A 24,510-nucleotide genomic window follows, 5' to 3' on the forward strand; every position below is an offset into this window, starting at 1 on the left:
ATTGTGCACTTGCGAGAACGGCACGCCCGGACCGGTCAGAAAGTCTCGACCCACGGCCGAAGCTCGACCTCAAAACTCCAGGCGCTGCGATGCTGGCGATGGACAGCGAGATAGGTCTGCGCGATCGCGTCGGGCGACAGCTGGCTGTCCGGCCGCTCGGGCTTCTTCCCAACCGGCTCGATCTGGCCGTCGATGATGAAATGCGCGACATGGATGTTTTTCGGACCGAGTTCACGCGCCATGGACTGGGCCAGGCCGCGCAGGCCGAATTTCGGCATGGCAAAGCCGGCAGAACCGGGAAACCCCTTGATGCTGGCGGAAGCGCCGGTGAACAGGATCGAACCGGAGCCGCGCGCAAGCAGCCGCCGCGCCGCCTGCTGGCCGACCAGGAAGCCGCCATAGGCGCCGACCAGCAGCGCCTGCTTGACGGCATCGGCATCGACCTCGGCGATCGGGCCGCGCGTGCGGCCGCTGGCGTTGAAGACAGCAAGCGCCAGCGGGCCTTGCTTGTCGGCCGCCTCAAACAGGTTGGCGACGGAAGCAGGATCGGCGACATCGGTCTCGACGGCCAGCGCGCCGGTCTCCTCGACCAGCGCGGCGAGCTTGGCCGTGTTGCGGGCGGCCAGCACCACGCGGAAGCCTTCCGTGGTGAGAAGGCGTGCCAGCGAGGCGCTCAAGCCCGCGCCCGCGCCCGCGATCACTGCAACTTCGGATGCCATGTCATTCTCCCTGACGTACAGACATTCGGCCCGATGCCGATGTCGCTTGTCACATAGCTGGCGTCTTGAGCGGCAAGAGACAAGAACGGCGTTGCTCGATTTTCGCCGTTCGGTGGAAAACGCTGCCGGCATCAGGGATCCACAGCAGTCGCCTCGGACGGGTGGTCAATGTCAGCGCCGCCCCTCATTGCCCTGCCGGGCATTTCTCCCCGTAAACGGGGAGAAAGAGGCTGGCCGGGCCGTCGGCAGCTCTTCTGCAACGGCGGTGATTTGCGAAATCGTCGATGGCAGCCCCCCTCGCCCCGTTTACGGGGAGAGGATGCCGGCAGGCAGGTGAGGGGCAGCGCCGACGCGGGGAAATTCTGAGGCGCTGGCTTCGATCAATAAGGGCAAAAGACTTGCCTGCCCGGCCGATCCGTCCGACACGTGATTCAACGGCGATTCGAGAAAGCGACCATGGAACCAATCTGGGCCGTCGGCCTGATGACCGGCACCGTGCTTGACGGCAATATCGACGTCGCGCTGATCAAGACCGATGGCGAACGCATCGCCGATTTCGGCACCTATACGCTGGCGCCCTACCCCGCAGCGATTCGCGCCCTGCTGGAAGAGACGCTTCGCCAGGCCAGGGCGTGGAATTTCGACGGGCCGGAGCCGGCGATCTTTGCCGAGGCCGAGGAGGCGCTGACGCGGGCGCAGTCGGCGGCGGTGAAGGACCTCGTCGAGAGTTACGGCCTGACGATGGCCGATATCGGCGTCGTCGGCTTCCACGGCCAGACCGTGCTGCATCGCGCTCCGCAACCCGGACGTCTCGGCAATACGCGCCAACTGGGCGATGGCGAGCTGATGCATTCGATCCTCGGCGCCAAGGTGGCCTATGACTTCCGTTCGGCCGATGTGCGCGCCGGCGGCCAGGGCGCGCCGTTGGCGGCTGCGTATCACGCAGCGCTGCTGAGGGAAGCCGACGCCAGCGGCGACACGGCGGTGCTCAATCTCGGCGGCGTCGGCAACATCACGTGGTGGGACGGCAAGGACAACATCGTCGCTTTCGACACCGGCCCGGCCAACGCGCCGCTCAACGATTTCATCAAGGCCAACGGCCTCGGCGAGATGGACCGCGACGGCGCACTGGGTGCGGCCGGCACGGTCGACGAAGCGCGCCTGGCCAAGCTGCTGCAGCATCCATACCTGACCAAGCCCTACCCGAAATCGCTCGACCGCTTCGACTTCACCGCTGATATGGCCGATGGGCTCGGCGTCGAGGACGGTGCGGCGACGCTGACGGCCTTCACCGTCTCGACTGTCGGCAAGGCGCTCGACCTGCTGCCGCGCCGGCCGAAGCGGCTGGCAGTCAGCGGCGGCGGCCGCCACAACCCGACAATGATGGCGATGCTCAGCAGCCGCGCCGGCGTTGAGGTGGTGCAGGCCGAAACATTGGGTTGGAAAGGCGACGCGGTGGAAGCCGAGTGTTTTGCCTTCCTGGCGGTACGCGTGCTGCGCGGCCTGCCGATCAGTTTTCCCAGCACCACCGGCGCGCCGCAGCCGATGCAAGGCGGAAGGCTGGCGGGTTAGGCCACCAGTTTCTTCTGCAGAAAGATTCGGCTACGGCCGACGGGAAAGTCCGGCAGTTCACCGAAGCGCCGGTAGCCCTGCCGCTCATAGACTTTGGCTGCCGTCGGATTGAAGGTGTCGATCCAGGCGTTCCGGCAGCCGCGCTTGACTGCCTCCCGTTCGGCGGCGTCCAGCATGTCGCCAGCTGTATGTTGGCCGCGCAGGCGTTCGTCGACCCAGAGCCACTGCACATATAGCCAATCCCAGGCGGTGTAGCCCGAAATGCCGGCGACGACAGCGCCCTCCTCGTCGCGCACGAAGACGGCGAGTGCTTTGCGGCCGGAAGGGCCGACATCGCCGTCATTGAACGCCGTCAGCCGCTCGGCCAGAAAGGCGAGGTCCTCCGGTGAGGGATCGGCGGTCGTCTCAAGCGTCGTCTTCATCCGGGCGGGCTCGCATGGCGAGCCAAGCTCTAGCGAAGGACGGGATCAGAACGCAAGCTTTGCCGCATCAGCCTACGATTTGACGGGCGAGCGCCAGCTCCCCGCCGCCGTCGCGACCAGCATCAGCACGGCGGCGACCAGCGCGCAGGCGGCAAAGCCGAATGTCGAATAAAGCGGCCCGAAGCTGGTGGTACCGATAAACACCGCGAGGTAGGTCACCGAGCTGTTCAGGCCCATGATGGTGCCGCGGCGCGACGGATCGAGCGCGGTGAGGCGCATCACCAGCACGTTCAGACCAAAGTGATTGGCAAGGCCCCATATGGCGATCATGGCCAGGATCAGGGCGAAATTGCTGCTTGCAAGCGCGATCGCGACATAGACGGCGGCGACCAGCAGGTAGGCGAAGGGCATGACGCGCCGCGCGCCGATGCGGTCGATGATGCCATCGAGAAAGGCCGCCGTGCCAAAGCCGGCGCCATAGGCGAGTGCGGCGAGCGCATTGGCGCTGACGGGCTCACCGAGATCCTGGTGCAGATGGTCGCCGAGATAGCCGTAGACGCCGTAGAAAGCGGTCATGAAGGCGGTGCAGGCGATGAGCAGCGGCACGATGCCGGGAATGGCCAGCGCACCGAACGGCGTCGGCGCCGGGCCGCTTTTCCTGACGTCACTGAGCGAGGTCATCGACAAGGCGGCGAGCGCAATGGCTGAAAGCACCGCGACGGCAGCGAAGACGGCGCGCCAATGCACGAGGTCGGCAAGCACGGCCGACAGTGACACGCCGGCCACCATGGAGACCGTCCAGCCGGTCAGGACGACGCCGATCGTGCCGCTTTCGCGGCCGGGCGGCGCAATGGCCGCCGCACTGGCATAGATTGCCGGCATGGCGACGCCGGCAGCAATGCCGGCGACGGCCTGGGCCGCGACCAGCGCGATCACCGTCGGCGCCAGCGCGCTGGCAAGAAGCCCGACAGCCAGCAACAGCAACGCGCCTTGCAGCATGCGGCGGGCGCCGATGCCGTCGATATAGCGAGCAAGGAACAGGGCGCTGGCCGAAGTGCCGAGGCCGAAGGCAGCCGACGCGGCCATGACTGCGGGCACGCTGGTGCCGAAGGATGCCGCCACCGCCGGGGCGATCGGACCCAGAACCAGCGAATTCGAGCCGATGACGGCGATACAGCCGGTCAGGAGATAGGCCAGCGCCGGGATCGGGGCTGTTGCTGGGAGCGTTGCGGCTTGATGTGTGTTCGTCATATCGGCATAGTGGCCGAATTAAATTCTGCGACAACAAGGAATTTCGTTATGGATGAAGAAACAGATGGTGTTCTGCAGAACAAGGTAGCTGCCCGCGAGCTCGACGCGATCGACCGAAAAATATTAGGCGTGCTGGTCGAGGATGCAACGATCAGCTACGCCGAACTTGGCGAACGCGTCTGCCTGTCGCCGCCGGCGGCGCATGAGCGGGTGAAGCGCCTCCGGCGCAGCGGCGCCATCCGCGGCACAGCGGTGATCATCGACCCCAAGGCGGTGAAGAAGCCGCTGCTCACCTTCGTGCATATCGACACCAAGGGCTGGGGCAAGACGCCGGAGCTGATGGCCGTTTCCCAATATCCTGAGGTCGAGGAGATCCATTCGGTGGCCGGCGACACCTGCATGCTGCTCAAGGTTCGCACCGAGGACACCAGGGCGCTCGAAGGCCTGCTGGCGAGGCTCTACGAAACGCCCGGCGTCACCTCGACGCGAAGCTATGTGGTGCTGTCGACCTATCTCGAGCGGCCGGTGCAACCGGGCGTCACGACGGAATGGCCGACGCCCCGGCACATGGCCACGCCGCTGTACTGATCTGCGCGATCTTCGTCTTGCCGGAACCACAACAATCCTTCACAAACGGCACCCTATACTGATGCCAGGCATTGATTTGGGGTGACGAGAGGCGCGGCTTGGAATTCGACCTGAAAACCATCGAGGCGCTGGCCCCCGATCAGGCGTCGCTGAGCGCCGCCTCGAAGCTGACCAGGCGCTCGAACTGGCCGCGGCTGGAAAAGAACGAGCAGCAGGCGCTGATCTGGGGGGAATGCCAGGGCTCCGGCTCCAACCCCTATCGCACCGTGGTCGACACTGGCGACCATGGCTACAAATGCACCTGCCCGTCGCGAAAGTTCCCGTGCAAGCACACGCTGGCACTGATGTGGATTGCCGCGACCGCGCCGGCCAGCTTCACATCAGCCGAATCAACACCGGAATGGGTGAATGACTGGCTTGGCCGGCGCAGGAAGACGACGCCCCAGCCGGCTGGTGCAAAGCCGGGCGCCGCAGCCAGCACGTCCGGCAAGAGCATCGGCGAGGCCTCGCAAGCGGATGAAGCCATCGCCGTCGATGACGCCGCCGCGACGGAGCGCCGTGAGGCGGCACAACGCAAGCGGGCGGAAGACACGCGTTCGGCGGTGGCGGGGGCGCTCGACGAACTCGACCAATGGATCGCCGACCAGCTGCGGCTCGGACTCTCCGCATTTGCCGATGCCAGCAGCGAGCGCTGCCGGCGGATTGCCGCGCGGCTGGTCGACATGAAGGCAACGGCACTTGCCGGGCGCATCGACGAGATTCCGGCGCGGTTGATGGCGCTGCGCAGCGAGGAGCGACCGGATGCGGCGATCCGTGAGCTTGGCAAGCTGGTGCTGCTGGCCAAGGCCTGGCGCTCAGCGCCGGACGATCCCGAACTGATAAGGCTGGTTTCGGCGTCCGAGACCCGCGACCAGGTGCTGGCCAATCCCGATTCAAAACATGTCGACAGCCATTGGGAAGTCATCGGCGAGAAGATCGAGACCCGCCGCGACGGTCTCGTCAGCCATTCGACATGGCTGCTTGATCTGAAAAGTCCAACGCCGCAGTTTGCGTTGCTGCTCGATTTCTTCCCGGCCTCGGCCGGCCGCCGCTCGGCTGCGTTCACGCCCGGCGACCGGTTCGATGCCCGCCTGGTGTTTTATCCGTCGCGCCAGCCGCTGCGGGCGCTGGTGGCGGAGCGCAAGGGCGACGTAGCGTCCGGCGCCTGGCCCGATTTCGGGCTCGGCACTGTCAAGGATCCGCTGGCCGCGCACGCAGCGCATCAGGACACAGCACCCTGGTCCACCGACTGCCCGCTGATGCTGCCGGCCGGCGCGATCCTGCTCGACGAGCGTGGCGCTGCCTGGTGGCAAGCGGCGCAAGACCCGCAAGGGATCGCCCTGCCCGTCGCCGGCACTGTCGATCAGACCGTGCTTGGCCTCGATCTCGCGGCCACCGCAGCCCTTTGGAATGGCGCGCGGCTCGATCTATTGGCTGCGCAAAGCGGCTTCGGGAGGCTCGATCTGTCATGAACGAGCTCGAACTGACCGGCCTGGCGACGATGCGCGACTGCTGGATCACCGGCGGAACCACGTTCGATCTGGCCCCGGCCGCATGGAAGGAAATCGCCGCCGGTGCAAACCTGGACGAGCGGGAGCGGCTGTTGCTGGCCATCGCCGCGCAGGCTCTCGATGTCGGCTTGCGGCCCGCGGCGCCGAAGACGCTGAAGCGGCGTCCGCCGCTGCCAAGGCTTGGCCTGCCGCTGCTGCCGGAGCGGTTGCGGCCGCTGTTGCGGGCTGCCCTGAAGAACGCCGCCGATGCGCGGCGCAAATCGCGTGTCGCGACGCTTGTCGCCAGTCGTGGCTATGTGCTGCATCCCCTGGACTGGATGCCATCGGCATCGGATCAGAACAGCCCTGACGTCTACGCCCCATGGATCGACTGGCAGGCCAGCGTGGAGGGGCTGAGGATTGCGCCGCAGGAGCAACTGACGTTGCAGAACTGGGACGATTTCTACCCCGCCGCGCGCCGCAGCGCACTGGCCGAGATGCGGCGCCGCGATCCGGCCACCGCCCGCAGCCTGATCGAAGCCAAGGCGCCGGGCGAACCGGCGGAAGTCAGGCTGGCGCTGATCGAACTGATGCATTTCGGCCTAACGCCGGAGGACGCGCCGTTCCTGAAAAGCCTCGCCACCGACCGCTCCGGCAAGGTGCAGGAGCTGGCGGGGCGGTTGCTGGCAAGGCTGGGCGAGCACGGCCGGCCGGGCGATGGCGGAGCCGACGACCCCGTTGCCGAACTCGCCGCCTTCATTGCAGAAGGCAAATCCGGCTTCATCCGCCGCCGCACCACCTACACGCCGGCAAAGCTGAAGTCGCCTGCGCAAGAAAGTCGTCGCGTCGACCTGTTTGCAAGCTGTTACCTTGTCGATCTTGCCGCGCGTTTCGGCAAGACAGAGTCCGATTTCATCGGGGCATGGCAGTTCGGCGTCGACGACAGAGCTGATCTGTCTCTCGTTCGGATGGTCGCGGTATCCGGCAGCGATGCCACGGTGGCACTGTTGGCAGATACGCTGGCCGCCGAGGGCGGCAAGCCGGCGCTTTTTGTCTTCCACCTGATGTTGCGTTTGGACAGCGGTAGGAAGCGTACCCTGATCAGGCAGATCCTGAAGGACGCGCAAAATCTTGAAGCGCTCAACCTGGTCGAAGGCGCCGAAGCAAGCTGGCTTGAATGGGGCGATCTGACAAATGGCAAGGCGCTGTCGGCACTGCGTTCCAAGGTTGCGGGAAACGACGAGCCCGCGAAGCGAAGCGCAGACCACGCCTTGGAAACGATAGGCTTTCTTGCCACTGCGGCAACAGCGGAACGACTGATTGGCGACATCGTTGCGGCCGGCATGCCGCCGGCGGCGGCTTCGCTCGCTTTTCTGCGCCTCAACGCGGCCCTGACCGGGTCTGGACCCAACACATGAGCAATCGGAGAACAGCACCATGAACGCAGCCATCCGTCTCCCGGTCGAGCAGGCCTACGCGTCCGAATTGCAAGCGCTGGCGCGCAATGACGACCGGCAGAAGCCCGCCGGCTGGAGCCTGTCGCCAAAGGCCGTGCTGACCTATCTGCTCGGCGGCAAGGCAAGCGACGGCACGGTGATCTCGCCGAAATATGTCGGCCGCCGCCGGCTGATGGAAACGGCGGTGGCCACGCTCGCCACCGATCGCGCGCTGCTTTTGCTCGGCGTTCCCGGCACTGCCAAGTCGTGGGTGTCTGAACATCTGGCCGCCGCCATCATGGGCAATTCCACGCTGATCGTGCAATGCACGGCCGGCACCGACGAGAACCAGATCCGCTATGGCTGGAACTATGCGCAGCTTTTGGCCAAGGGTCCGAGCCAGGAAGCGCTGGTGCCGACGCCGCTCTACCGCGCCATGGAGAACGGCAAGCTCTGCCGGCTCGAAGAGCTGACGCGCATGGGGTCGGACGTGCAGGACACGCTGATCACCGTGCTGTCGGAAAAGATGATGCCGATCCCGGAGCTCAACACCTCGCTCTACGCCCAACGCGGCTTCAACATCATCGCTACGGCAAACAATCGCGACAAGGGCGTCAACGAACTGTCCTCGGCGCTCAAGCGCCGCTTCAACGTGGTGGTGCTGCCGCTACCCGAAGACATGGCCGAAGAGGTGGCGATCGTTTCCAAACGGGTCGACGAGATGGCCGGCGGGCTCGACCTGCCGGTGCCGAAAAATGTCGGCGAGGAAATCGCCCGTGTGCTGACCATTTTTCGCGAGTTGCGCTCGGGTGCGACCGCCGACGGCAAGGTGACGCTGAAGACGCCTTCAGGCTCGCTGTCGACCGCCGAGGCGATCGCCACCATGGTTGGCGGCCTCAGCCAGGCGGCGTGGTTCGACAGCGGCAAGCTCGGCGCCGAAGGTCTTGCCGCCAGCCTTGTCGGCGCCATCATCAAGGACCCGGTTCAGGACAAGGTGGTGCTGGAGGAGTATCTCGAAACAGTGCTCAAGAAGCGGCCCGATTACGCCGGCTATTACGCGGCGCTGAACGCAGCGATTTGAGGTCATGAGCGACGTCGCCTATTTCGGCATCCGCCATCACGGGCCGGGTTCCGCCGACAGCTTGGTGCAGGCGCTGCGGGACTTGCAGCCGGTCGCCGTGCTGATCGAAGGGCCGAGCGACGCGTCGGCGCTGCTGCCGCTGCTGGCGCGTGCGGAAATGCAGCCGCCGGTGGCGCTGCTTTGCTATCCAGAGGACGATCCGGCCGCGACCAGCTTCTGGCCATTCGCTGAGTTCTCGCCCGAATACCAGGCGGCGGTGTGGGCGGTGGAGAACAAGGCGGCGCTTAGGTTCATCGACCTGCCGTCGTCGGCGCGGTTCGCGCCAGCGACGGATAGCGCCGACAAGACCGATGAGGCCGAGGCCGAGCCCAAGGATGAAGCCGACGAGGATGGCGAGATCGCATCGCATCGCGACCCGATCGGCACGCTGGCTGAGGCCGCCGGCTACGAGGACGGTGAAAGCTGGTGGGCCGACATTATCGAGCAGAACCCGCAGCCGGGCCCGATCTTCGCGGCCATCGCCGATGCGATGACGACGCTGCGCGACGGCGAAGGCGCGATCGCGCCGTTCGAGGCCAAACGTGAAGCGCATATGCGGTTGGAAATCGCTGCCGCGCGCAAGGAATTCGACGGGCCGATCGCCGTCGTCTGCGGCGCATGGCACGTGCCGGCTTTGCAGGCCGCGCACACGCAGAAGAACGACCAGGCGCTGATCAAGGGAATTGCCCGGCGCAAAAGCACGATGACATGGGCGCCATGGACGGGACCGCGCCTGGCGCTGGGCTATGGCTATGGCGCCGGCGTCGTCGCGCCCGGCTGGTGCAAGCATCTGTGGCGCACGCGCGGGCGGCGCGACGCGGCGACGCTATGGTTGGCGATGATCGCGGCGGTGTTGCGGACGAAGGGCCATCTGGTCTCGACGGCGTCGCTGATCGAAGCCGAGCGGCTTGCGCGCACACTGGCTGCTATTCGCGAGCGACCGAAACCCGGCTTCGAGGAATTGCGCGACGCCGCGATCGCGGCACTGTTCAACGGAGAAGCGGTGCTGTGGACCCTCGTTGAAGCCGAGCTGCTTTTGGGCGCCGATGTCGGCGAAATTCCGCCCGACACGCCGCTGGCGCCGCTGATCGAGGATCTGCAGCGCAACCAGAAGGCGGCGCGGCTGAAGCCGGAGGCGCTGGAGCGCGAACTGTCGGTCGATTTGCGCAGCGAAAGCGGGCTGTTTCGATCGACATTGCTGCACCGGCTGAACGTGCTCGGCGTGCAATGGGGCCGGCTGGCCGATGCCGGCCGCAGCCGCGGCACCTTTCGCGAAAAATGGACGCTGGCCTGGGAGCCGGAATATGCCGTGCGCCTGGTCGAGAACCTGATCTATGGCCCGACCATCGAAAAGGCCGCCAATGGCCGCCTGATCCAAATGCTCGGCGCCGCGGCCAGCCTCGACACGCTGGCAGCACTAGTCCAGAGCGCCATCACGGCGGACCTGTCGGAGGCCTCGAGCGCCGGCCTTGCGGCGCTGGAGGCGCGCGCGGCGCACAGCAGCGAGTGTCTGGAGATGCTCGCCTCGGTGCCGCCGCTTGCCGACATCATTCGTTACGGCGAGGCGCGCAAGACCGAAACCAACCGGCTGTCCGGTTTGTTGGAACGGCTGATCGTCGAAGGCGCGATCGCGCTGCCCTATGCGGTGCGCGACCTGGACGAGCAGGCTGCCACGACACTGGTCGGCGCGGTGCGCAAGGCCGACGCGGCGATCCGCCTGGTCGAGCCGGGCGAAGACGTTCTCGTCGCCTGGCGCAACGGGTTGACCGGCGTGCTGGAAGGCCAGTGCTCGACAGCACTGCTCGCCGGCTGCGCCGCGCACCTCCTCTACGAGGCCGGCCAGCTGTCGGCCGAGGACGCCGCCGGACTGCTCGGGCGCAGGCTGTCGCCGGGGACGCCGGTTGCACAGGCGGCGGGTTTCTTCGAAGGTTTCTTCAGCACCGCCGGCCAGCGGCTGATCTATGATGAAGGCCTGCGCGGTGCCGTCGATGCCTGGCTCAAATCGCTCGACGAGGACGCCTTCATCGCGCATCTGCCGCTGCTACGGCGTGTCTTCTCCAATCTGGACAGCATGGAGCGCCGGCGGCTGATCGAGGCAGTGCTCGGCCGCACCGCGCGGCTGCCTGCCGGGCTGACGCCGGCGCCGGATGGCGGCGAGGGTTGGCGCCGGCATCTGGAGAAGCTTGGGCCCTTGCTGGCGGGCGGAGTATGACGATGGACGACGAAACAAGCGGGGAAAGCTTGGCCATTGCGTCGGCCGATGGCGGACGCGAGCGCCGCTGGCGGCTGGCGATCGGCGCCGATGACGAAGCTTCCTCGGCCCTTTCCAGTGACGACAAAAAACTGTCTTCGGCGCTCGATGCACTTTACGGCGACGGCGCCAATGCCGATTCCGACCCGCGCAAGCGGCGCGGCGGACTTGGCCGCTCGGCGCCGCGCGTCGCGCAATGGATGGGCGATATCCGCTCCTTCTTTCCTGCGCAGGTGGTCCAGATCGTCCAGAAGGATGCTTTTGAGCGGCTAAACCTGAAGCAGATGCTGATGGAGCCGGAATTCCTCAAGGCGATCGAGGCCGACGTCAATCTCGTCGCCGACCTGATTTCGCTGCGCTCGGTGATGCCGGCCAAGACCAAGGACATCGCCCGTACCATCATCGCCGACATCGTCGCCAAGCTGATGCAGCGGCTGGAGCAGAAGACCGCCGAGGCGATCCGCGGCGCGCTCGACCGCGCGCGGCGCACCAACCGGCCGCGTCAGCGCGACATCGACTGGCCGCGCACCATCTCGGCCAACCTTCGCCACTACCAGCCCGAGCACAAAACCATCGTGCCGGAAAAGCTCGTCGGCTTCATGCGCAAGCAGCGCCGGCTGGTCGATCTCGACGAGGTGGTGCTGTGCGTCGACCAGTCCGGCTCGATGGCGAGTTCGGTGATCTACGCCTCGATCTTCGCTGCGGTCATGGCTTCGCTGCCGGTGGTGCGCACCAAATTGGTCTGTTTCGACACCGCCATCGTCGACCTGACCGAAGAGCTCAGCGACCCTGTCGAAGTGCTGTTCGGCGTACAGCTCGGTGGCGGCACTGACATCAACCAGGCGGTCGCCTATTGCGCCGAGCGCATCGAGCGGCCGACCAAATCGCACTTCGTGCTGATCACCGACCTCTATGAAGGCGGCAACGGCCAGGAATTGCTGCGGCGGCTGGCGGCGCTGGTCCGATCCGGCGTCAATGTCGTCGTGCTACTGGCGCTCACCGATCAGGGCCGGCCAGGCTACGATCCGGCGATGTCGGCCTCGGTCGCAGCGCTTGGCATTCCGGTCTTCGCCTGCACGCCGGACCTGTTTCCCGACATGATGGCGTCGGCGCTGCGACGCGAGGATATCGGCGCCTGGGCTGCCGGCGCCGACATCAAGCTGATCCGCGCCGAGACCGAAGCGAGCAGTCAGGCCTGACTATTCGAACGAATAGGCAAACCCGTCGGCGGAAGCGCTGACAGTCACTTTCGTCATCTTCTCGCCATCGAGCGATCGGTTCAGCACGCCGCGGCTGAGCTCCGGCAGCAGCGTGTTGGTGAGGATGGCGTCGATCATGCGGCCGCCGGACTCGATCTCGGTGCAGCGCGCCTTGACCAGCGCCATGACGCCGTCGCCGATCACCAGTTCGGCGTCGTGGCTGGCGCGCAGCCGCCGCGCGATCTTGCCGAACTGATGGCGGGTGATGGCCTCGATCATCGAATCCGACAGCGGGTAGTAAGGTATGGTCACCACGCGGCCGAGGAAGGCCGCCGGAAAGACTTTCAGCAGCGGCGGGCGCAAGGCTGCGTCGAGACCGTCGAGCCCTGCCCTGACCGTGCCGTTGCCGGTGCGCTCCATGATGACTTCGGAGCCGACATTGGATGTCAGCAGGATCAGCGTGTTCTTGAAGTCGATGCGCCGGCCCTCGCTGTCGTCCATCATGCCCTTGTCGAAGACCTGGAAGAAGATTTCGTGGACGTCGGGATGCGCCTTCTCGACCTCGTCGAGTAGGATCACCGAATAGGGTTTTCTGCGCACGGCCTCGGTCAGGATGCCGCCCTTGCCGTAGCCGACATAGCCGGGCGGCGCGCCCTTCAGCGTCGAGACGGTGTGCGCCTCCTGGAACTCGGACATGTTGATCGAGATCAGGTTCTGCTCGCCGCCATAGAGCGTCTCGGCCAGCGCCAGCGCGGTTTCGGTCTTGCCGACGCCGGAGGGACCGCAGAGCAGGAACACGCCGACCGGCTTTTCCGGCGCGCCGAGCCCGGCGCGGCTGGTCTGCACCCGCTTGGCGATCATCTCCATGGCATGGTCCTGGCCGACGACGCGTTCGGACAAAGTCACGGCGAGCTTGAGCGCCTTTTCGGTCTGGCTGGACAGCATCCGTCCGGTCGGAATGCCGGTCCAGTCCTGGACCACGGCTGCGACCGCATTGCGGTCGACGGAGGGCAGGATCAGCGGCGTCTCGCCTTGCGCGGTGGCAAGCTCGGTCATCAGTTCGCGCAGACGCGCGAGATCGGCGACAGGGTCCGACGGCGCAGGTTCAGCAGCTGTTGGCGCCTCGGCCTCGGTCTTCGCCTTGGATGCTTTGGTCTTCGTCGTTTCCGTCTTCGCCGTTTCGGCCTTGGTCGGCTCCGTCTTGGGCACCTTAGTCTTTTCTTCGTCCGGCGCTGCCGCTTCGGCATCGGCCTCGTTCGCCGCTACCTCGTCCAGCGGCACGCCCTCGCCGCGCAGCCTGGCGCGCAATTCGAGGATCTCGGCAACCAGCGTCTTTTCACGCTCCCAGCGCTCCTCGGCGGCCGCAAGCGTGACTTCAGTCTCGGCAAGCCCGGCGTCGACCCGCGCCTGGCGCTCGGCCACCTCGATGCCGATCGCCGCCTCGCGGCCGATAATGCCGCTTTCGACCTCCAGCGCCTGGCGGCGGCGCAAAATGTCCTCGACCTCGGCCGGCGTCGCATGCTGCGAGACCGCGACCCTGGCGCAAGCGGTGTCGAGCAGGCTTACCGCCTTGTCGGGCAATTGCCGCGCCGGGATGTAGCGATGCGACAGGCCGACCGCCGCCTCGATCGCCTCGTCGAGGATCTGCACCTCGTGGTGCTGTTCGAGCACGCCGGCGACGCCGCGCAGCATGAGCACCGCGACTGCTTCCGACGGCTCGTCGATCTTGACCACCTGGAAACGGCGGGTGAGCGCCGGGTCCTTTTCGATGTGCTGCTTGTATTCGGCCCAGGTGGTTGCCGCGATGGTGCGCAGTTCGCCGCGCGCCAGCGCCGGCTTCAGGAGATTGGCGGCATCGCCGGTCCCGGCGGCACCGCCGGCGCCGATCAGCGTGTGCGCCTCGTCGATGAACAGAATGACCGGCGTTTCGGAGGATTGGACCTCGTCGATGACCGCCTTCAGGCGCTTTTCGAACTCGCCCTTGACGCTGGCGCCGGCCTGCATCAGGCCGACATCGAGCATGCGCACGCTGATGCCTTGCAGCGGCGGCGGTACGTCGCCCTGGGCGATGCGCAAGGCAAAACCCTCGACCACGGCCGTCTTGCCGACGCCGGCCTCGCCGGTCAGGATCGGGTTGTTCTGCCGGCGCCGCATCAGGATATCGATGATCTGCCGGATTTCCGGGTCTCGGCCGACGACTGGATCGATCTTGCCGTCATGGGCGCGCTGGGTCAGGTCGGTGGCGTATTTGGCCAGCGCCGAGTCCCCGCCCGGGGCCCGCCGCGGCGCCTCGGCGGCGGGAGTTGCCGCTGCCGCGGCGCCGGCTTCGAGCGAACCTTCCACCACTTCGGCGAAGCGGGCGATGACCGCGTCGGCGTCGATCTTGTCGAACTCGCCGCTGATCTTCGACACCAGGCCTTCCAGCACCGGCGTCTTCAGGCAGGCGAGGACGATATGGGCGGTGCGGACTTCATCGGTCTTGAACTGCAGCCCGGCCAGGCTCCAGGCCTCCTGGATGGCATGAAAGATATGATCGGAAAATTCCTCGATCGAGGTGGCGCCGTAGGGCAGCTTGTCGACGGCGCGGCTCATGTCGCCGGCCAGCTTGCCCATATCAACGTCGGCATCGTCAAGGATCATCTGAACGTCGCTGCGTTCCGAAAGCACCAGTTGCTCGATGAAGTGGACAAGTTCGACATAAGGGTTGCCGCGAAGCTTCGCCGCTGCGGCAGCTGCCCCGAAGGCCCGCTTGCCGGTCGGATTCAGCTTGTCGATCAGTTCCTTGCGTTTGAAACTCTGCGATGACCGGCGCTGTTCCATCGAACGTGCTCCTGCAATCTGCCTGTCGACAACCTGCCATATAAGCAGCTGCTGACAAAGCGCGTTTATTCAGCCGGCCTCTTCCATTTGTGGAAAGTCCCGCACCGCCAAATGCAGATAGCCACGAAATTACTTCTCCCTATGCGATGCGCTTCACATACGGGGTTCGGCAGCCACGCCATATATTGCGCCATTCGAGATGCAGTTGCACCGACATTCATTAGCGCCCGTTAACTTTTGAACGGATGACGAATTGTGGGAATATGCAACCGTGTGCTAACGTCAAGTCACGTACGGTTTTAGAGCCGGTCGCTGGGGGTAGCTGTGATCGATCTCGCACTCTGGCTTGCTCCGCTGGACGGTGAAAATCCGTCAGGCGAAGACTTGCGCAACGATCCGGCTTTTCATGAGCTCGAGCGCCTTACCGAGCCTCAGGTAAAGGTCGTGCATGACGGTCGTAACAAGCCTGCTGCGCAATCGACGATTCCCGTCGATTGGCCTGCCGTTCTTGGCAAGGCCGAGGAATTGCGTTCGCATGGCCGCGACCTGCGCCTGCTGGTCATCGTCGCCCGGGCGCTCGCCAATGAAGAGGGGCTGACCGGGCTGGCGCAAGGCCTGACGCTGATAGCGCGGACCTTCGAGGTGCATTGGGAGACGATGCATCCGGCGCTGCGGCCCGGCGGTCAGCCGCGCGACGCCGCCTTGCGCCGCCTCAACGCGCTGGCCGACCTGCAGAATGGCCAGGAAGGCCTGCTGGCGAACCTCAGGCAGATGGTCTTCTTCGCGCCGCGTCCCATCGGCCCGATCAGCGGGCGCGATCTCGAACAGGGCGCGCTCGACGATCGTGTCATGCTTCAGGAAGCGGCTTCGGGATTGAATGCCGCCGAAAAGGCAGCGCTGGTCAGCGCGCATGGACAACTCCTGAACCGGGTGGGCAGCGGATGCGCCGCACAGCTGGATCAGGCCGGTGAACAGATGACGGCGCTGATCGCCGGCGCACACGCGGCGATAGAGGCGCTCGACGCGGTCGATACGGCGCTGAATGCCCGCCTTGACGGCAGCGGCGCTGCCGTCCCGGACCTGAAGCGGTTTTTGCAGCGCGTGCTGACGACGCTGGAACGCAATACGGCGGTCGAGACGACAGAAGAGGCGGCGACAAACGGCGCGGCCAGCCCGGCGCCTGCCCCGGCGAACCCGGCAGTGCCGGCCAGAAACGGTCAAGGAGCCGAGACGATGGCAAGCTACGCAGAGCCAAATGCGGGGCTCCCCGACAGGATTTCCTCGCGCGACGATGTGGTGAAGTGCCTCGACCTTGTGGTGGCCTTCTACGACCGCACCGAGCCGTCGAGCCCGATCCCGCATCTCGCCCGGAGGGTGCGCCGGATGGTGCACATGGATTTCGTTGAACTGATGGAAGACCTCGCCCCGTCGGGGCTGAAGGAATTCCGGCTGCTCGCCGGCGTTCCCGACGCCAAGAAGACTGCCCAGAAAGATGAAAGGTAGCAACACATGCCAGCCGAAAGCAAAGCGAAGGTCATCGAGCGAAATCGCGCCCCGCGCGTGCAGATCGCCTACGATGTCGAAACCTACGGCAGCCCGACGACGATCGAACTGCCGTTCGTCATGGGCGTGATGGCCGACCTGTCGGGCGCATCGCAGACCAGGGAAGCGGCAAAGACGGTGCTCGACCGCTCCTTTGTCGAGACCGATGCCAACCGTTTCCCCAAATTCATGGAAGCGCTGGGGCCCAGGGTCAAGGCGCGGGTGAAGAACACCCTGCCGCAGGCCGAAGGCCAGGAGCGCGACGAAGAGCTCGCGCTTGACCTGACCTTCACCAAGATGGGTGATTTCGCCCCTGACAAGATCGCCGAACAGGTCCCGCAACTGGCCGAGATCCTCAAGATGCGGCGCCAGCTCGAGGAGCTGCTCGGCTTCATGGACGGCCGGGTCGATGCCGAAAAGCGCATCGCCCAATTGCTGAACAATCAGCCGCTGCTTGGCCAGATCGCCGCCCAGGCGCTGTCTGACGACAAGGGTGAGGAATAGATCATGGCCGAACAGCAAAAGACCGCAGCATCCGTGGCCGAAGCCGAGGCCGTCGATCTCGGCGAATTCAGCCAGCTCTTGGAGAAGGACTTCAAGGTCAAGAAAGACGACAGCGAGAAGCTGCAGCAGCTGGTGCGCAACCTGGCGCTGGCGGCGCAGTCGCGCTCCGAGACGACGACCATTTCGTCGAACTCGATCAAGTCGATCAAGTCTCTGATCGCCGGCATCGACAAGATGCTGACGACCCAGGTCAACGAGATTCTGCACGCGCCGGAAGTGCGGCAGATGGAAGGCACATGGCGCGGCCTCTGGTACCTCATCAACAACACCGAGACGGATCAGAAGCTGAAGATCCGGGTGATGAACATTTCCAAGGAGCAGCTGGCCGACACGCTGGAAGACTATGAAGGCCAGATGTGGGACCAGAGCCCGATCTTCAAGAAGGTCTACACCGACGAGTATTCGATGCTCGGCGGCGAACCGATCGGTTGCGTGATCGGCGCCTACGAGTTCTCCAACCATCCGCGCGATGTCGGCCTGTTGCGCAACATCTCCGGCATTTGCGCCTCGGCGCACACGCCGTTCATCGCGGCCGCCTCGCCACGCCTGTTCCGCATGGACAGCTGGCAGGAGCTGCCCAACCCGCAGGATCTGCAGCAGATCGTCTCCAACCCGGCCTACGCCTCGTGGCAATCGCTGCGCGAGAGCGAGGATGCGCGCTATATCGGGCTGACCATGCCGCGCGTGCTGGCGCGGCTGCCCTATGGTTCCGAGACCGTGCCGGTCAAGGGCTTCTCCTTCGAGGAGGAGGTGCAGGGCGACCACAACAAATATGTCTGGATGAACGCCGCCTTCCCGATGGGCGTCAACATCAACCGCAGCCACAAGCTCTATGGCTGGGGCACGCAGATTCGCGGCGTCGAGAATGGCGGCACGGTGCTCAATCTGCCGGTGCACTCCTTCCCGACCGATGACGGCTCGATCGCGATGAAGTGCCCGACGGAGGTCGCCATCGACGACCGGCGCGAGGCGGAACTGGCCAAGCTCGGCCTGATGCCGATCCTGCACCGCAAGAACACCGATCTCGCGGCCTTTATCGGCGCCCATTCGCTGCAGGACGACGAGACGCGGGCGGGACGCCTGGTCGACCCCGACGCCCAGTCCAACGAGCGGCTCTCCGCCAACCTGCCCTATCTGTTCCCGGTCTCGCGCTTTGCCCACTACCTCAAGGCGATTGCGCGCGACAAGGTCGGCTCGTTCAAGGAACGCACCGACATGCAGATCTGGTTGACCGAATGGATCAACCGGTACGTGCTGGCCAATCCGGCCTTCGCCGACGACAAGGCGCGCGCCAAGCGTCCGCTTGCCGCTGCCGAGGTGCAGGTCGATAGCGTGGAGGGCCGGCCGGGCTACTACAACGCCCGCTTCTATCTGCGCCCGCACTACCAGCTGGAAGGCATCAACGCCTCGCTCAGGCTGGTGTCGGAATTGCCGTCCGTGAAGACCTGATTGCAGCAACCAAACTTTTTTGAAAGCGGTGGAGAAAGACTATGCCAGTGAAAATTGATGGTTTCCTGAAGGTTCCGGATATCAAGGGCCCAAGCGTTCGCGATGGCCATGAGGACGAAATCGAAATCCACGGCGTCGACTACAAGATGGTCGCGCCCTACGATCCGAATTCGCTCTCACGCCGTGGCCGCGTGTCGATGGGCATGATCAAGTTCATCAAGCACTACGACAAAGCCTCGCCTTACCTGAAGAAGGCCCTGTTCGAGAACAAGGCCCTGGACGAGGTGGTGTTCTCGGCGCGCCGGACCATCGATGGCGAAACCAGCGACTATCTGGTCGTCACCCTGACCGACGCCTCGATCATGGAATACGACATGTCGCAGGCCGAGGACGAGGAAGACTTGATCCAGGAAGAGGTGTCCTTCGCCTACAAGAAGATCAAGTTCGTCTATGACGGCAACGACGAAGCCGAAATGGATGTCTATGTCGGCAAGTGAGGCGCGGTCAAAGCGCCCCGGCACGGACAAGTCACAGACCGGCGGGTCACGGGCCAAACGTGAAGCGGTCCAACCTTCGCTGTGGGACCGCTTGGTCAACGACCTGCCGGGCCTGAGCTCGGAAATAGACGGGCTCAGGCAGGCTCTGCAGGAGGAGCTTGGCGCAGAGCGTCTGGACGAGCTGCTGGCGGACGGGCCGAGGCGCGTCGACGCCGACGACGCATTGAACCCCGATCAGAAGCGCCGGCTGCACCGGCTGGCGTTTCAGAACCGGCATCGCGGCGAACTGGAAAGCCGCGGCATCGTGGTATCGCCCGACGTGCTGCGCGAGGCCGTGCGGCGCGACATCGAGGCGCTGTTCAATACCGAGCGTTTCGAGTCAGCGCCAATGCTTTCCGATCTTGAAGCCGAGCAGATGACCGACAGTCCGACATCGCTGGTCGACTTTCCGGAGGTGCGACGCAGCGTCGTCAATTATGGCGTGCCGTCCTTCTCGGGCCGTTCGTCGCGCGATTTCGATCGCGATGTGCTGGCGCGCGAGATCCGCGCCGTGCTCGCCACGTTCGAGCCGCGGCTGAAGGAGAGCGCGACGAAAGTCACGGTCAACCTTGGCGACAAGACCGGCCTGAAGATCGAGATCGACGCCGTGCTGATCATGACGCCGACGCCGGAGCGCATGCGCCTGCGCACGACGATCAATCTCGACAACGGCCTGGCGCGCACCGAGTTCAGGGAAGCCTGAGATGGACCGGGTCTTCGTAGAATATTACGAGGAAGAACTGTCCCACATACGCGGGCTGGCGGCGGAGTTCGCCGACATGCATCCGGCGGTCGCCCGCAATTTATCGCTCGATACGGTGCCGTGTCCGGACCCTTATGTCGAGCGACTGCTGGACGGCGTCGCCTTCCTCGCCGCGCGCACGCGGCTGAAGGTGGATGCCGAACGCTCTCGGTTTTCGCGCAGCATCCTCGACGTGCTTTATCCCGATCTCGTCACGCCGGCGCCGGCGACCGCCATGGTGGTGCTGAAGCCCGGCCAGCAGGTGCAGACGATGCTTGCCGGCCACGTCGTCAAGCGCGGTACGCGGCTGGTCTCCAGCTTGCAGGCCGGCCTGTCGACACGCTGCACCTTCACCACCGCCCAGGACATGACGCTGTTTCCGATCGCGATCAGTTCGGTCGGCTATTTTCAGGACCGCAGCGCGCTGGTCGCCACAGGTATCGGTCCGATCGGCGGCAAGGCCGGCGAAGCCGCACTGCGCATCACGCTGGCACGGACCGGAAAGGGCAAGCTCGACGAATTGGCGCTCGACCGGCTCGACTTCTATTTCGCCAACCGCACCAAGGCGCCGTTGATTTTCGACGCCATCTTCGGTGTCTGCTCTGGTGTCGGCGCGCGACCGGAAGGCAAGTCCAATCCATTGTCGCCGCTACCGGCGCCGGAGATGGTGGGCATCGCCGATGCCGAGGCGCTGATGCCGCGCACGCGGCCGACCTTCGAAGGCTACCGGCTGCTGCGCGAATATTTCATGATGCCCGAGCGCTTCCATTATGCGCGCGTCACTGGCCTGCTTCCGGTGGTGCGCAAATGCCAGGCCGGGCTCGAAATCATCTTCCTGTTCAGGCGTCCGGTGCCCGAGCTTGCCGATTTGACGCCGGCGGATTTCGATCTTTTCGCAACGCCGATCATCAATCTCTTCGAGCGCGAGTGCAACATCATCGAGCTCGATGAGCGCAAGACGCGCCAGGTACTGCACGCCGACCGCACGCGGGCGCGCGACTTTGAAATCTACCGGGTCATCCGCGTCGAAGACGCCGATGCGGAAGGGCCCGATGCCGAGATACCGGAGCTCTTCAGCCTCGGGCAGAATCGCGGCAGCGGCTGGGTGTATTCGACCGAGCGGCGTCCGCGCCGGCCGACCGAGGACGAACGGCGCCAGGGCGTGACCCGGACCTCCTATGCCGGCGACGATGTCTTCCTGGCGGTCTCGCGTCCGGTCCACAGTCAAGCCAACCGGCCGCTCAAGCGCGTCGACATAGTGGCGCTTTGCACCAATCGCGACCTGGCCATCCTCGACGACACGCCGACGCTGACGCTGGAAGCCGGTGACCCGGTGGAATCGGTCAGGCTGCTCGGCGCGCTGCGTTCGCCGCAGCCGGCCATCCCCGCAGCACTACCGGTCGGCGCCGACGGCGAGTCGCGCGCCGACGACCTGGCCTGGCGGCTGGTGTCGCAGCTGGCGCTCAACTTCCTCAGCCTGGCCAAGGAAGGCCGCGGCGTCGATCCGCTGCATGCGCTGCTCGATCTCTATGCCGAGCGCGGCGATCCCGGGCTTGCCCGCAATGTGCGCTCGATCGTGCGCATCGACTCGCGCGCGGTGATCGAAAGGCTGGCGATCGAGGGTCCGATGTGTTTCGGCCGCGGCACCGAGGTGACGTTGCATGTCGACCAGTCGGTGCTGGCGGGCCAGAGCACTTTGCTTATGTCAGGCCTGCTGTCGCGGCTGTTTGCCCGCCACGCCGGGATTAACGGGTTCGTGCGGACCCGCACGCGGTTGCTCCAGAAACAGGAGGATGTGCCATGGCCGATGACGCCCGGCAATCGCTACCTGATCTAGAGCGCGCCGCAACCCTGTCCGAGAGTTTCGACTTTTTCGAACTGCTGCGCCGGCTCGAACGGCAAGGCGGCCTGTTCGGCCATTCCGGCCGGCCGGACCGCGAGCCGGCTAGGCTCGGCCAGAATGTGCGCCTATCCTTCGCGGTGCAGGATGTGGTGGATTTCCGCGAGCCGACGGACACGTCGCCTGCGCGAGTCACGGTCAACAATCTCGGCCTGCTTGGGCCGGAAGGGCCGATGCCGCTGCATCTGACGCGCTGGGTGCTCGATCGCCTGTCGCAGCGCTGGTATGCCGGTGCCGAAGCGCGGCAGACCAGCGACACGACCTTCGTCGATTTCGTCAACATCCTGCAGCATCGGATGATCGCGCTCTACTATCGCGCCTGGGCCGATGCGCATCCGGCGGTGCAGGTCGAACGCGGTGTCGGCGGCCGCGTCCGCTCCATGCTGGAAGCGATGGCCGGCATCGGGCTGCCGGGTACGCAGGATGCCGAACTCGACGCGGTGAAGCTTCGCCAGGCTGCCTCGCTCGCCAGCCAGGTCGATGGCCCGGAGCGGCTGACGCTGTTCGTGGCCGAAGCCTTCAAGGTGCCGGTGGTGCTGAAGGAGTTCGTCGCCGCCTGGATGACCATCCCCAAGGCGCTGCAGACCCGGCTTGCCGGCAGCTATGCCACGCTCGGGCGCAGCGCCACGATCGGCCCGCGCAGCTTCAGCCGGCAAAGCCGGATCGAACTGCGCATCGGCGCGCTCAGCTATATCGACTACAAGGCATTCCTGCCGGGCGGCGAGCGGCTGAAGCTGTTGAAGCAAGCGGTGCGCGACCTGATCGGCGAAACCATCGATGTCGATCTGAGGATCGTGCTTGCGGCGAAAGCAGTGCCGCCGGCGAAGCTTGGAACCGTCCAGCTTGCCCGCACCACCTGGCTGGCGCGGCCGGTCGAAAAGGGCGACGCCGACGACATGCGGCTGCGTACCATCGTCGGCTGGCGGGAAGAGGTGGCGGCATGAGCCTGCTGCTGACACTCGAACAGGGACCACGCGCGCAAGTCACGCGGCAGGCGCGGCTGGACGAGGGTGAGCTGGTGATCGGCCGCAGCGCCGACGCCGACTGGCAGATCAACGATCCCGACATGTTCGTCTCGCGCGCCCACTGCAAGATCACCAGCAAGCAGGGCGGCTATTTCGTCACCGACACCTCCAGCAGCGGGTTGTTCATCGACGATGCCGCCAGCCCGCTCGGCGCGGGAAATTCGGCGCGCCTGCAAAGCGGCATGCGGCTGCGGCTGGGCGACTATGTGGTGTGCGTCGATCTGCAAACAGCCAAGACCGAGGCGCCGGTCAGCCTCGGCGGCGACGATTTCTTTTCGTCCACGACGGAAGAGGAGCCGGGACGGCCGCGGCCCGCCGACCTGCCCGATCCGTTCGAGAAGCCGGTGCCCGGCGCATTCGCGCGTGCGCAGTCCAACGAACGCAGCTCGCAGGCGTTCGACGATCCGTTCAGCCTCGACCCTGTGGCGACGCCGGCGCCCGAGCCCACTGACAGAAATGGCGCCAAGCCATCGTTCAACGATCCCTTCGGCCTCGACGCCGCGCCGCTGTCGAGAGAGCCGAGCAGATCCAGTTCCGAGCAGCCGCCGGCCTACGATAACGGGTTTGGTTTTGGCCCTGCCGAGTCCACCAGCCTCGACGCCGGCGTGACCGGTGGCGGCGCAATCGATGCACCCTCGCCTGCCCCGGCGCCCTGGGATCTGCCGGCCCGCGCGGCCGAGCCATCGCCACCGCAGCCACCCCCAGCCCCGTCTCCGCCGCCACCGCGCGCACCTGTCCGGCAGGCCGCGGCGCGGCCGTCGGCCGGACCGTCGGACGCGGAATTGCGCGCCGCCTTCCTGCGCGGCATGGGCATGGACGAGGCCGATTTTCCCGGCAGCGATCCGGTGGCCGACATGGAAAAATTCGGCCGCGAATACCGGCTGATGATGGAAGGGCTGATGCAGCTTTTGCGCAAGCGCGCCGAAGAGAAGGGCAACGCCCGCGTCGCTCAAACCGTGGTTGGCGCATCCGAGGTCAACCCGCTCAAATTCCTGCCTTCGGTCGACGATGCGCTGGTCACCATTCTTGCCGAGCGCAGCCCCGGTTTCCTCGGCGCCGAAGCGGCGATCAAGGACGCGGTGCGCGATCTGGCGCAGCATCACGTTCGCGCCTGGCGCGGCGTGCAGGGCGCGCTCAAACGAATGATCGATCGCTTCGACCCGGCGGCGATCGAGCAGGAACTGAAGTCGAGTTCGGCGATCGGCAATCTGCTGACCGGCGGGCGCGGCGCCAAGCTCTGGGAACTTTACCAGAAACGCCACCGTGAAATCGCTCACAGCGCCGAGACGCGCTTTCTGGGCGAAATCGGCGCTGATTTTAGGGACGCATATGAGGAGGACTGAGACATGATCGACAGACGCGAATTCATTCTGGCCATCGGGGCGACGGGACTGACGGCTTGCCAGAGCGGCCCGCCTAAACCGTCCGTCATAACGGTCAATCTGGCCGGTGGGGCCGGTATGAACCCGGGACCGGGCGGCGGCGACAGGCCGGTGACCGTGCTGGTCCTGCGGCTGAAGAGCACCGGCGCTTTCAACTCGGCCGATTATTTCGCCCTGCAGGGCGGTGCCGGTGCGGCACTTGGCGGCGACCTGATCGGCTCCGACACGATTTCCGTCGGGCCGGGCAAGACCGCGTCGAAGACGATCACGGTCGAGCCGGAAGTGGCAGCACTCGGCTTCGTCGCGCTGATCCGGGAACCCACCGGACGCAACTGGCGCACGACCAAGTCGGTTTCGCCGGGATCGAAATTCACCGTCAATGTGACGCTCGGCAGCGGCGGCATTTCCGCCTAGCGGCGGCAGGTCCGCAAAAGCCGCACAAGGGTGATGAGCAGGATAAAGA

The 24,510-nt window shown here is 65.5% G+C and carries 20 protein-coding genes; 16 read left to right on the top strand and 4 right to left on the bottom strand.

Annotation, left to right across the window (positions count from 1 at the left end; genetic code table 11):
* Nucleotides 1-35 precede the first annotated feature (35 nt).
* The gene (locus H0241_RS15220) at nt 36-719 is read right to left on the bottom strand and encodes an SDR family NAD(P)-dependent oxidoreductase (RefSeq protein WP_181058477.1); all 684 of its coding nucleotides are present in this window, start codon (nt 717-719) and stop codon (nt 36-38) included.
* Nucleotides 720-1,175: 456 nt separating this feature from the next.
* Here H0241_RS15220 and H0241_RS15225 point away from each other — a divergent pair, with 456 nt between their 5' ends.
* A complete protein-coding gene (locus tag H0241_RS15225) occupies nt 1,176-2,291 on the top strand; it encodes an anhydro-N-acetylmuramic acid kinase (protein WP_181058478.1) in 1,116 nt (371 codons plus the stop codon).
* Here H0241_RS15225 and H0241_RS15230 read toward each other — a convergent pair.
* Nucleotides 2,288-2,713, bottom strand: coding sequence for a GNAT family N-acetyltransferase (locus tag H0241_RS15230; protein ID WP_181058479.1), 426 nt, complete (start codon nt 2,711-2,713; stop codon nt 2,288-2,290). The genes H0241_RS15225 and H0241_RS15230 overlap by 4 nt on opposite strands.
* Before the next feature lie 72 nt (nt 2,714-2,785).
* The gene (locus H0241_RS15235) at nt 2,786-3,964 is read right to left on the bottom strand and encodes an MFS transporter (RefSeq protein ID WP_181058480.1); all 1,179 of its coding nucleotides are present in this window, start codon (nt 3,962-3,964) and stop codon (nt 2,786-2,788) included.
* Between the two features lie 48 nt (nt 3,965-4,012).
* On the opposite strand from H0241_RS15235, the gene H0241_RS15240 reads away from it, so the two are divergent.
* The 6 genes from H0241_RS15240 (at nt 4,013) to H0241_RS15265 (ending at nt 12,087) form a co-directional block, all read left to right on the top strand.
* Nucleotides 4,013-4,552, top strand: a complete 540-nt coding sequence (locus H0241_RS15240; RefSeq protein ID WP_142868845.1) for an Lrp/AsnC family transcriptional regulator — start codon at nt 4,013-4,015, stop codon at nt 4,550-4,552.
* A 98-nt stretch (nt 4,553-4,650) separates the two neighbouring features.
* A complete protein-coding gene (locus H0241_RS15245; RefSeq protein WP_181058481.1) occupies nt 4,651-6,063 on the top strand; it encodes an SWIM zinc finger family protein in 1,413 nt (470 codons plus the stop codon).
* The gene (locus tag H0241_RS15250; RefSeq protein WP_181058482.1) at nt 6,060-7,499 is read left to right on the top strand and encodes a DUF5691 domain-containing protein; all 1,440 of its coding nucleotides are present in this window, start codon (nt 6,060-6,062) and stop codon (nt 7,497-7,499) included. The genes H0241_RS15245 and H0241_RS15250 overlap by 4 nt, the downstream gene beginning before the upstream one ends.
* 19 nt (nt 7,500-7,518) lie before the next feature.
* A complete protein-coding gene (locus H0241_RS15255; protein ID WP_181058483.1) occupies nt 7,519-8,598 on the top strand; it encodes an ATP-binding protein in 1,080 nt (359 codons plus the stop codon).
* A 4-nt stretch (nt 8,599-8,602) separates the two neighbouring features.
* Nucleotides 8,603-10,849 carry a DUF5682 family protein gene (locus H0241_RS15260; protein WP_181058484.1) on the top strand — a complete coding sequence of 749 codons (2,247 nt, stop codon included), beginning with the start codon at nt 8,603-8,605 and terminating at the stop codon, nt 10,847-10,849.
* A 2-nt stretch (nt 10,850-10,851) separates the two neighbouring features.
* Nucleotides 10,852-12,087 (top strand): VWA domain-containing protein, encoded by a 1,236-nt coding sequence (locus H0241_RS15265; RefSeq protein ID WP_181058485.1) that lies wholly within the window; start codon nt 10,852-10,854, stop codon nt 12,085-12,087.
* Here the strand turns inward: H0241_RS15265 and tssH are convergent, their stop codons facing one another.
* Nucleotides 12,088-14,907, bottom strand: coding sequence for a type VI secretion system ATPase TssH (tssH, locus tag H0241_RS15270; protein WP_181058486.1), 2,820 nt, complete (start codon nt 14,905-14,907; stop codon nt 12,088-12,090).
* A gap of 324 nt (nt 14,908-15,231) precedes the next feature.
* Between tssH and tssA the strand changes: the two genes are divergently transcribed.
* The 9 genes from tssA to tssJ are packed head-to-tail and all read left to right on the top strand — an operon-like array spanning nt 15,232 to nt 24,461.
* Nucleotides 15,232-16,410, top strand: a complete 1,179-nt coding sequence (gene tssA / locus H0241_RS15275; protein WP_181058487.1) for a type VI secretion system protein TssA — start codon at nt 15,232-15,234, stop codon at nt 16,408-16,410.
* Between the two features lie 6 nt (nt 16,411-16,416).
* Complete coding sequence (gene tssB / locus H0241_RS15280; RefSeq protein WP_181058488.1) at nt 16,417-16,953, top strand: type VI secretion system contractile sheath small subunit; 537 nt, start codon at nt 16,417-16,419, stop codon at nt 16,951-16,953.
* 3 nt (nt 16,954-16,956) lie between these two features.
* Nucleotides 16,957-18,462, top strand: coding sequence for a type VI secretion system contractile sheath large subunit (gene tssC / locus H0241_RS15285; protein WP_023682611.1), 1,506 nt, complete (start codon nt 16,957-16,959; stop codon nt 18,460-18,462).
* Between the two features lie 41 nt (nt 18,463-18,503).
* The gene (locus tag H0241_RS15290) at nt 18,504-18,959 is read left to right on the top strand and encodes an Hcp family type VI secretion system effector (RefSeq protein ID WP_181058489.1); all 456 of its coding nucleotides are present in this window, start codon (nt 18,504-18,506) and stop codon (nt 18,957-18,959) included.
* On the top strand, nt 18,946-19,701 hold the full coding sequence (gene tssE / locus H0241_RS15295; protein WP_181058529.1) for a type VI secretion system baseplate subunit TssE: 756 nt from the start codon (nt 18,946-18,948) through the stop codon (nt 19,699-19,701). Before H0241_RS15290 ends, tssE begins: the two co-directional genes overlap by 14 nt.
* A gap of 1 nt (nt 19,702) precedes the next feature.
* Entirely contained in the window at nt 19,703-21,577 is a 1,875-nt protein-coding gene (gene tssF / locus H0241_RS15300) for a type VI secretion system baseplate subunit TssF (protein WP_181058490.1), read from the top strand.
* A complete protein-coding gene (tssG, locus tag H0241_RS15305) occupies nt 21,541-22,584 on the top strand; it encodes a type VI secretion system baseplate subunit TssG (RefSeq protein WP_181058491.1) in 1,044 nt (347 codons plus the stop codon). The genes tssF and tssG overlap by 37 nt, the downstream gene beginning before the upstream one ends.
* Complete coding sequence (tagH, locus tag H0241_RS15310) at nt 22,581-24,008, top strand: type VI secretion system-associated FHA domain protein TagH (protein ID WP_181058492.1); 1,428 nt, start codon at nt 22,581-22,583, stop codon at nt 24,006-24,008. The genes tssG and tagH overlap by 4 nt, the downstream gene beginning before the upstream one ends.
* A gap of 3 nt (nt 24,009-24,011) precedes the next feature.
* Nucleotides 24,012-24,461, top strand: coding sequence for a type VI secretion system lipoprotein TssJ (tssJ, locus tag H0241_RS15315; protein WP_181058493.1), 450 nt, complete (start codon nt 24,012-24,014; stop codon nt 24,459-24,461).
* Nucleotides 24,462-24,510 lie beyond the last annotated feature (49 nt).

The organism is Mesorhizobium neociceri (assembly GCF_013520985.1).
GTDB classification, from domain to species: Bacteria; Pseudomonadota; Alphaproteobacteria; order Rhizobiales; family Rhizobiaceae; genus Mesorhizobium; species Mesorhizobium neociceri.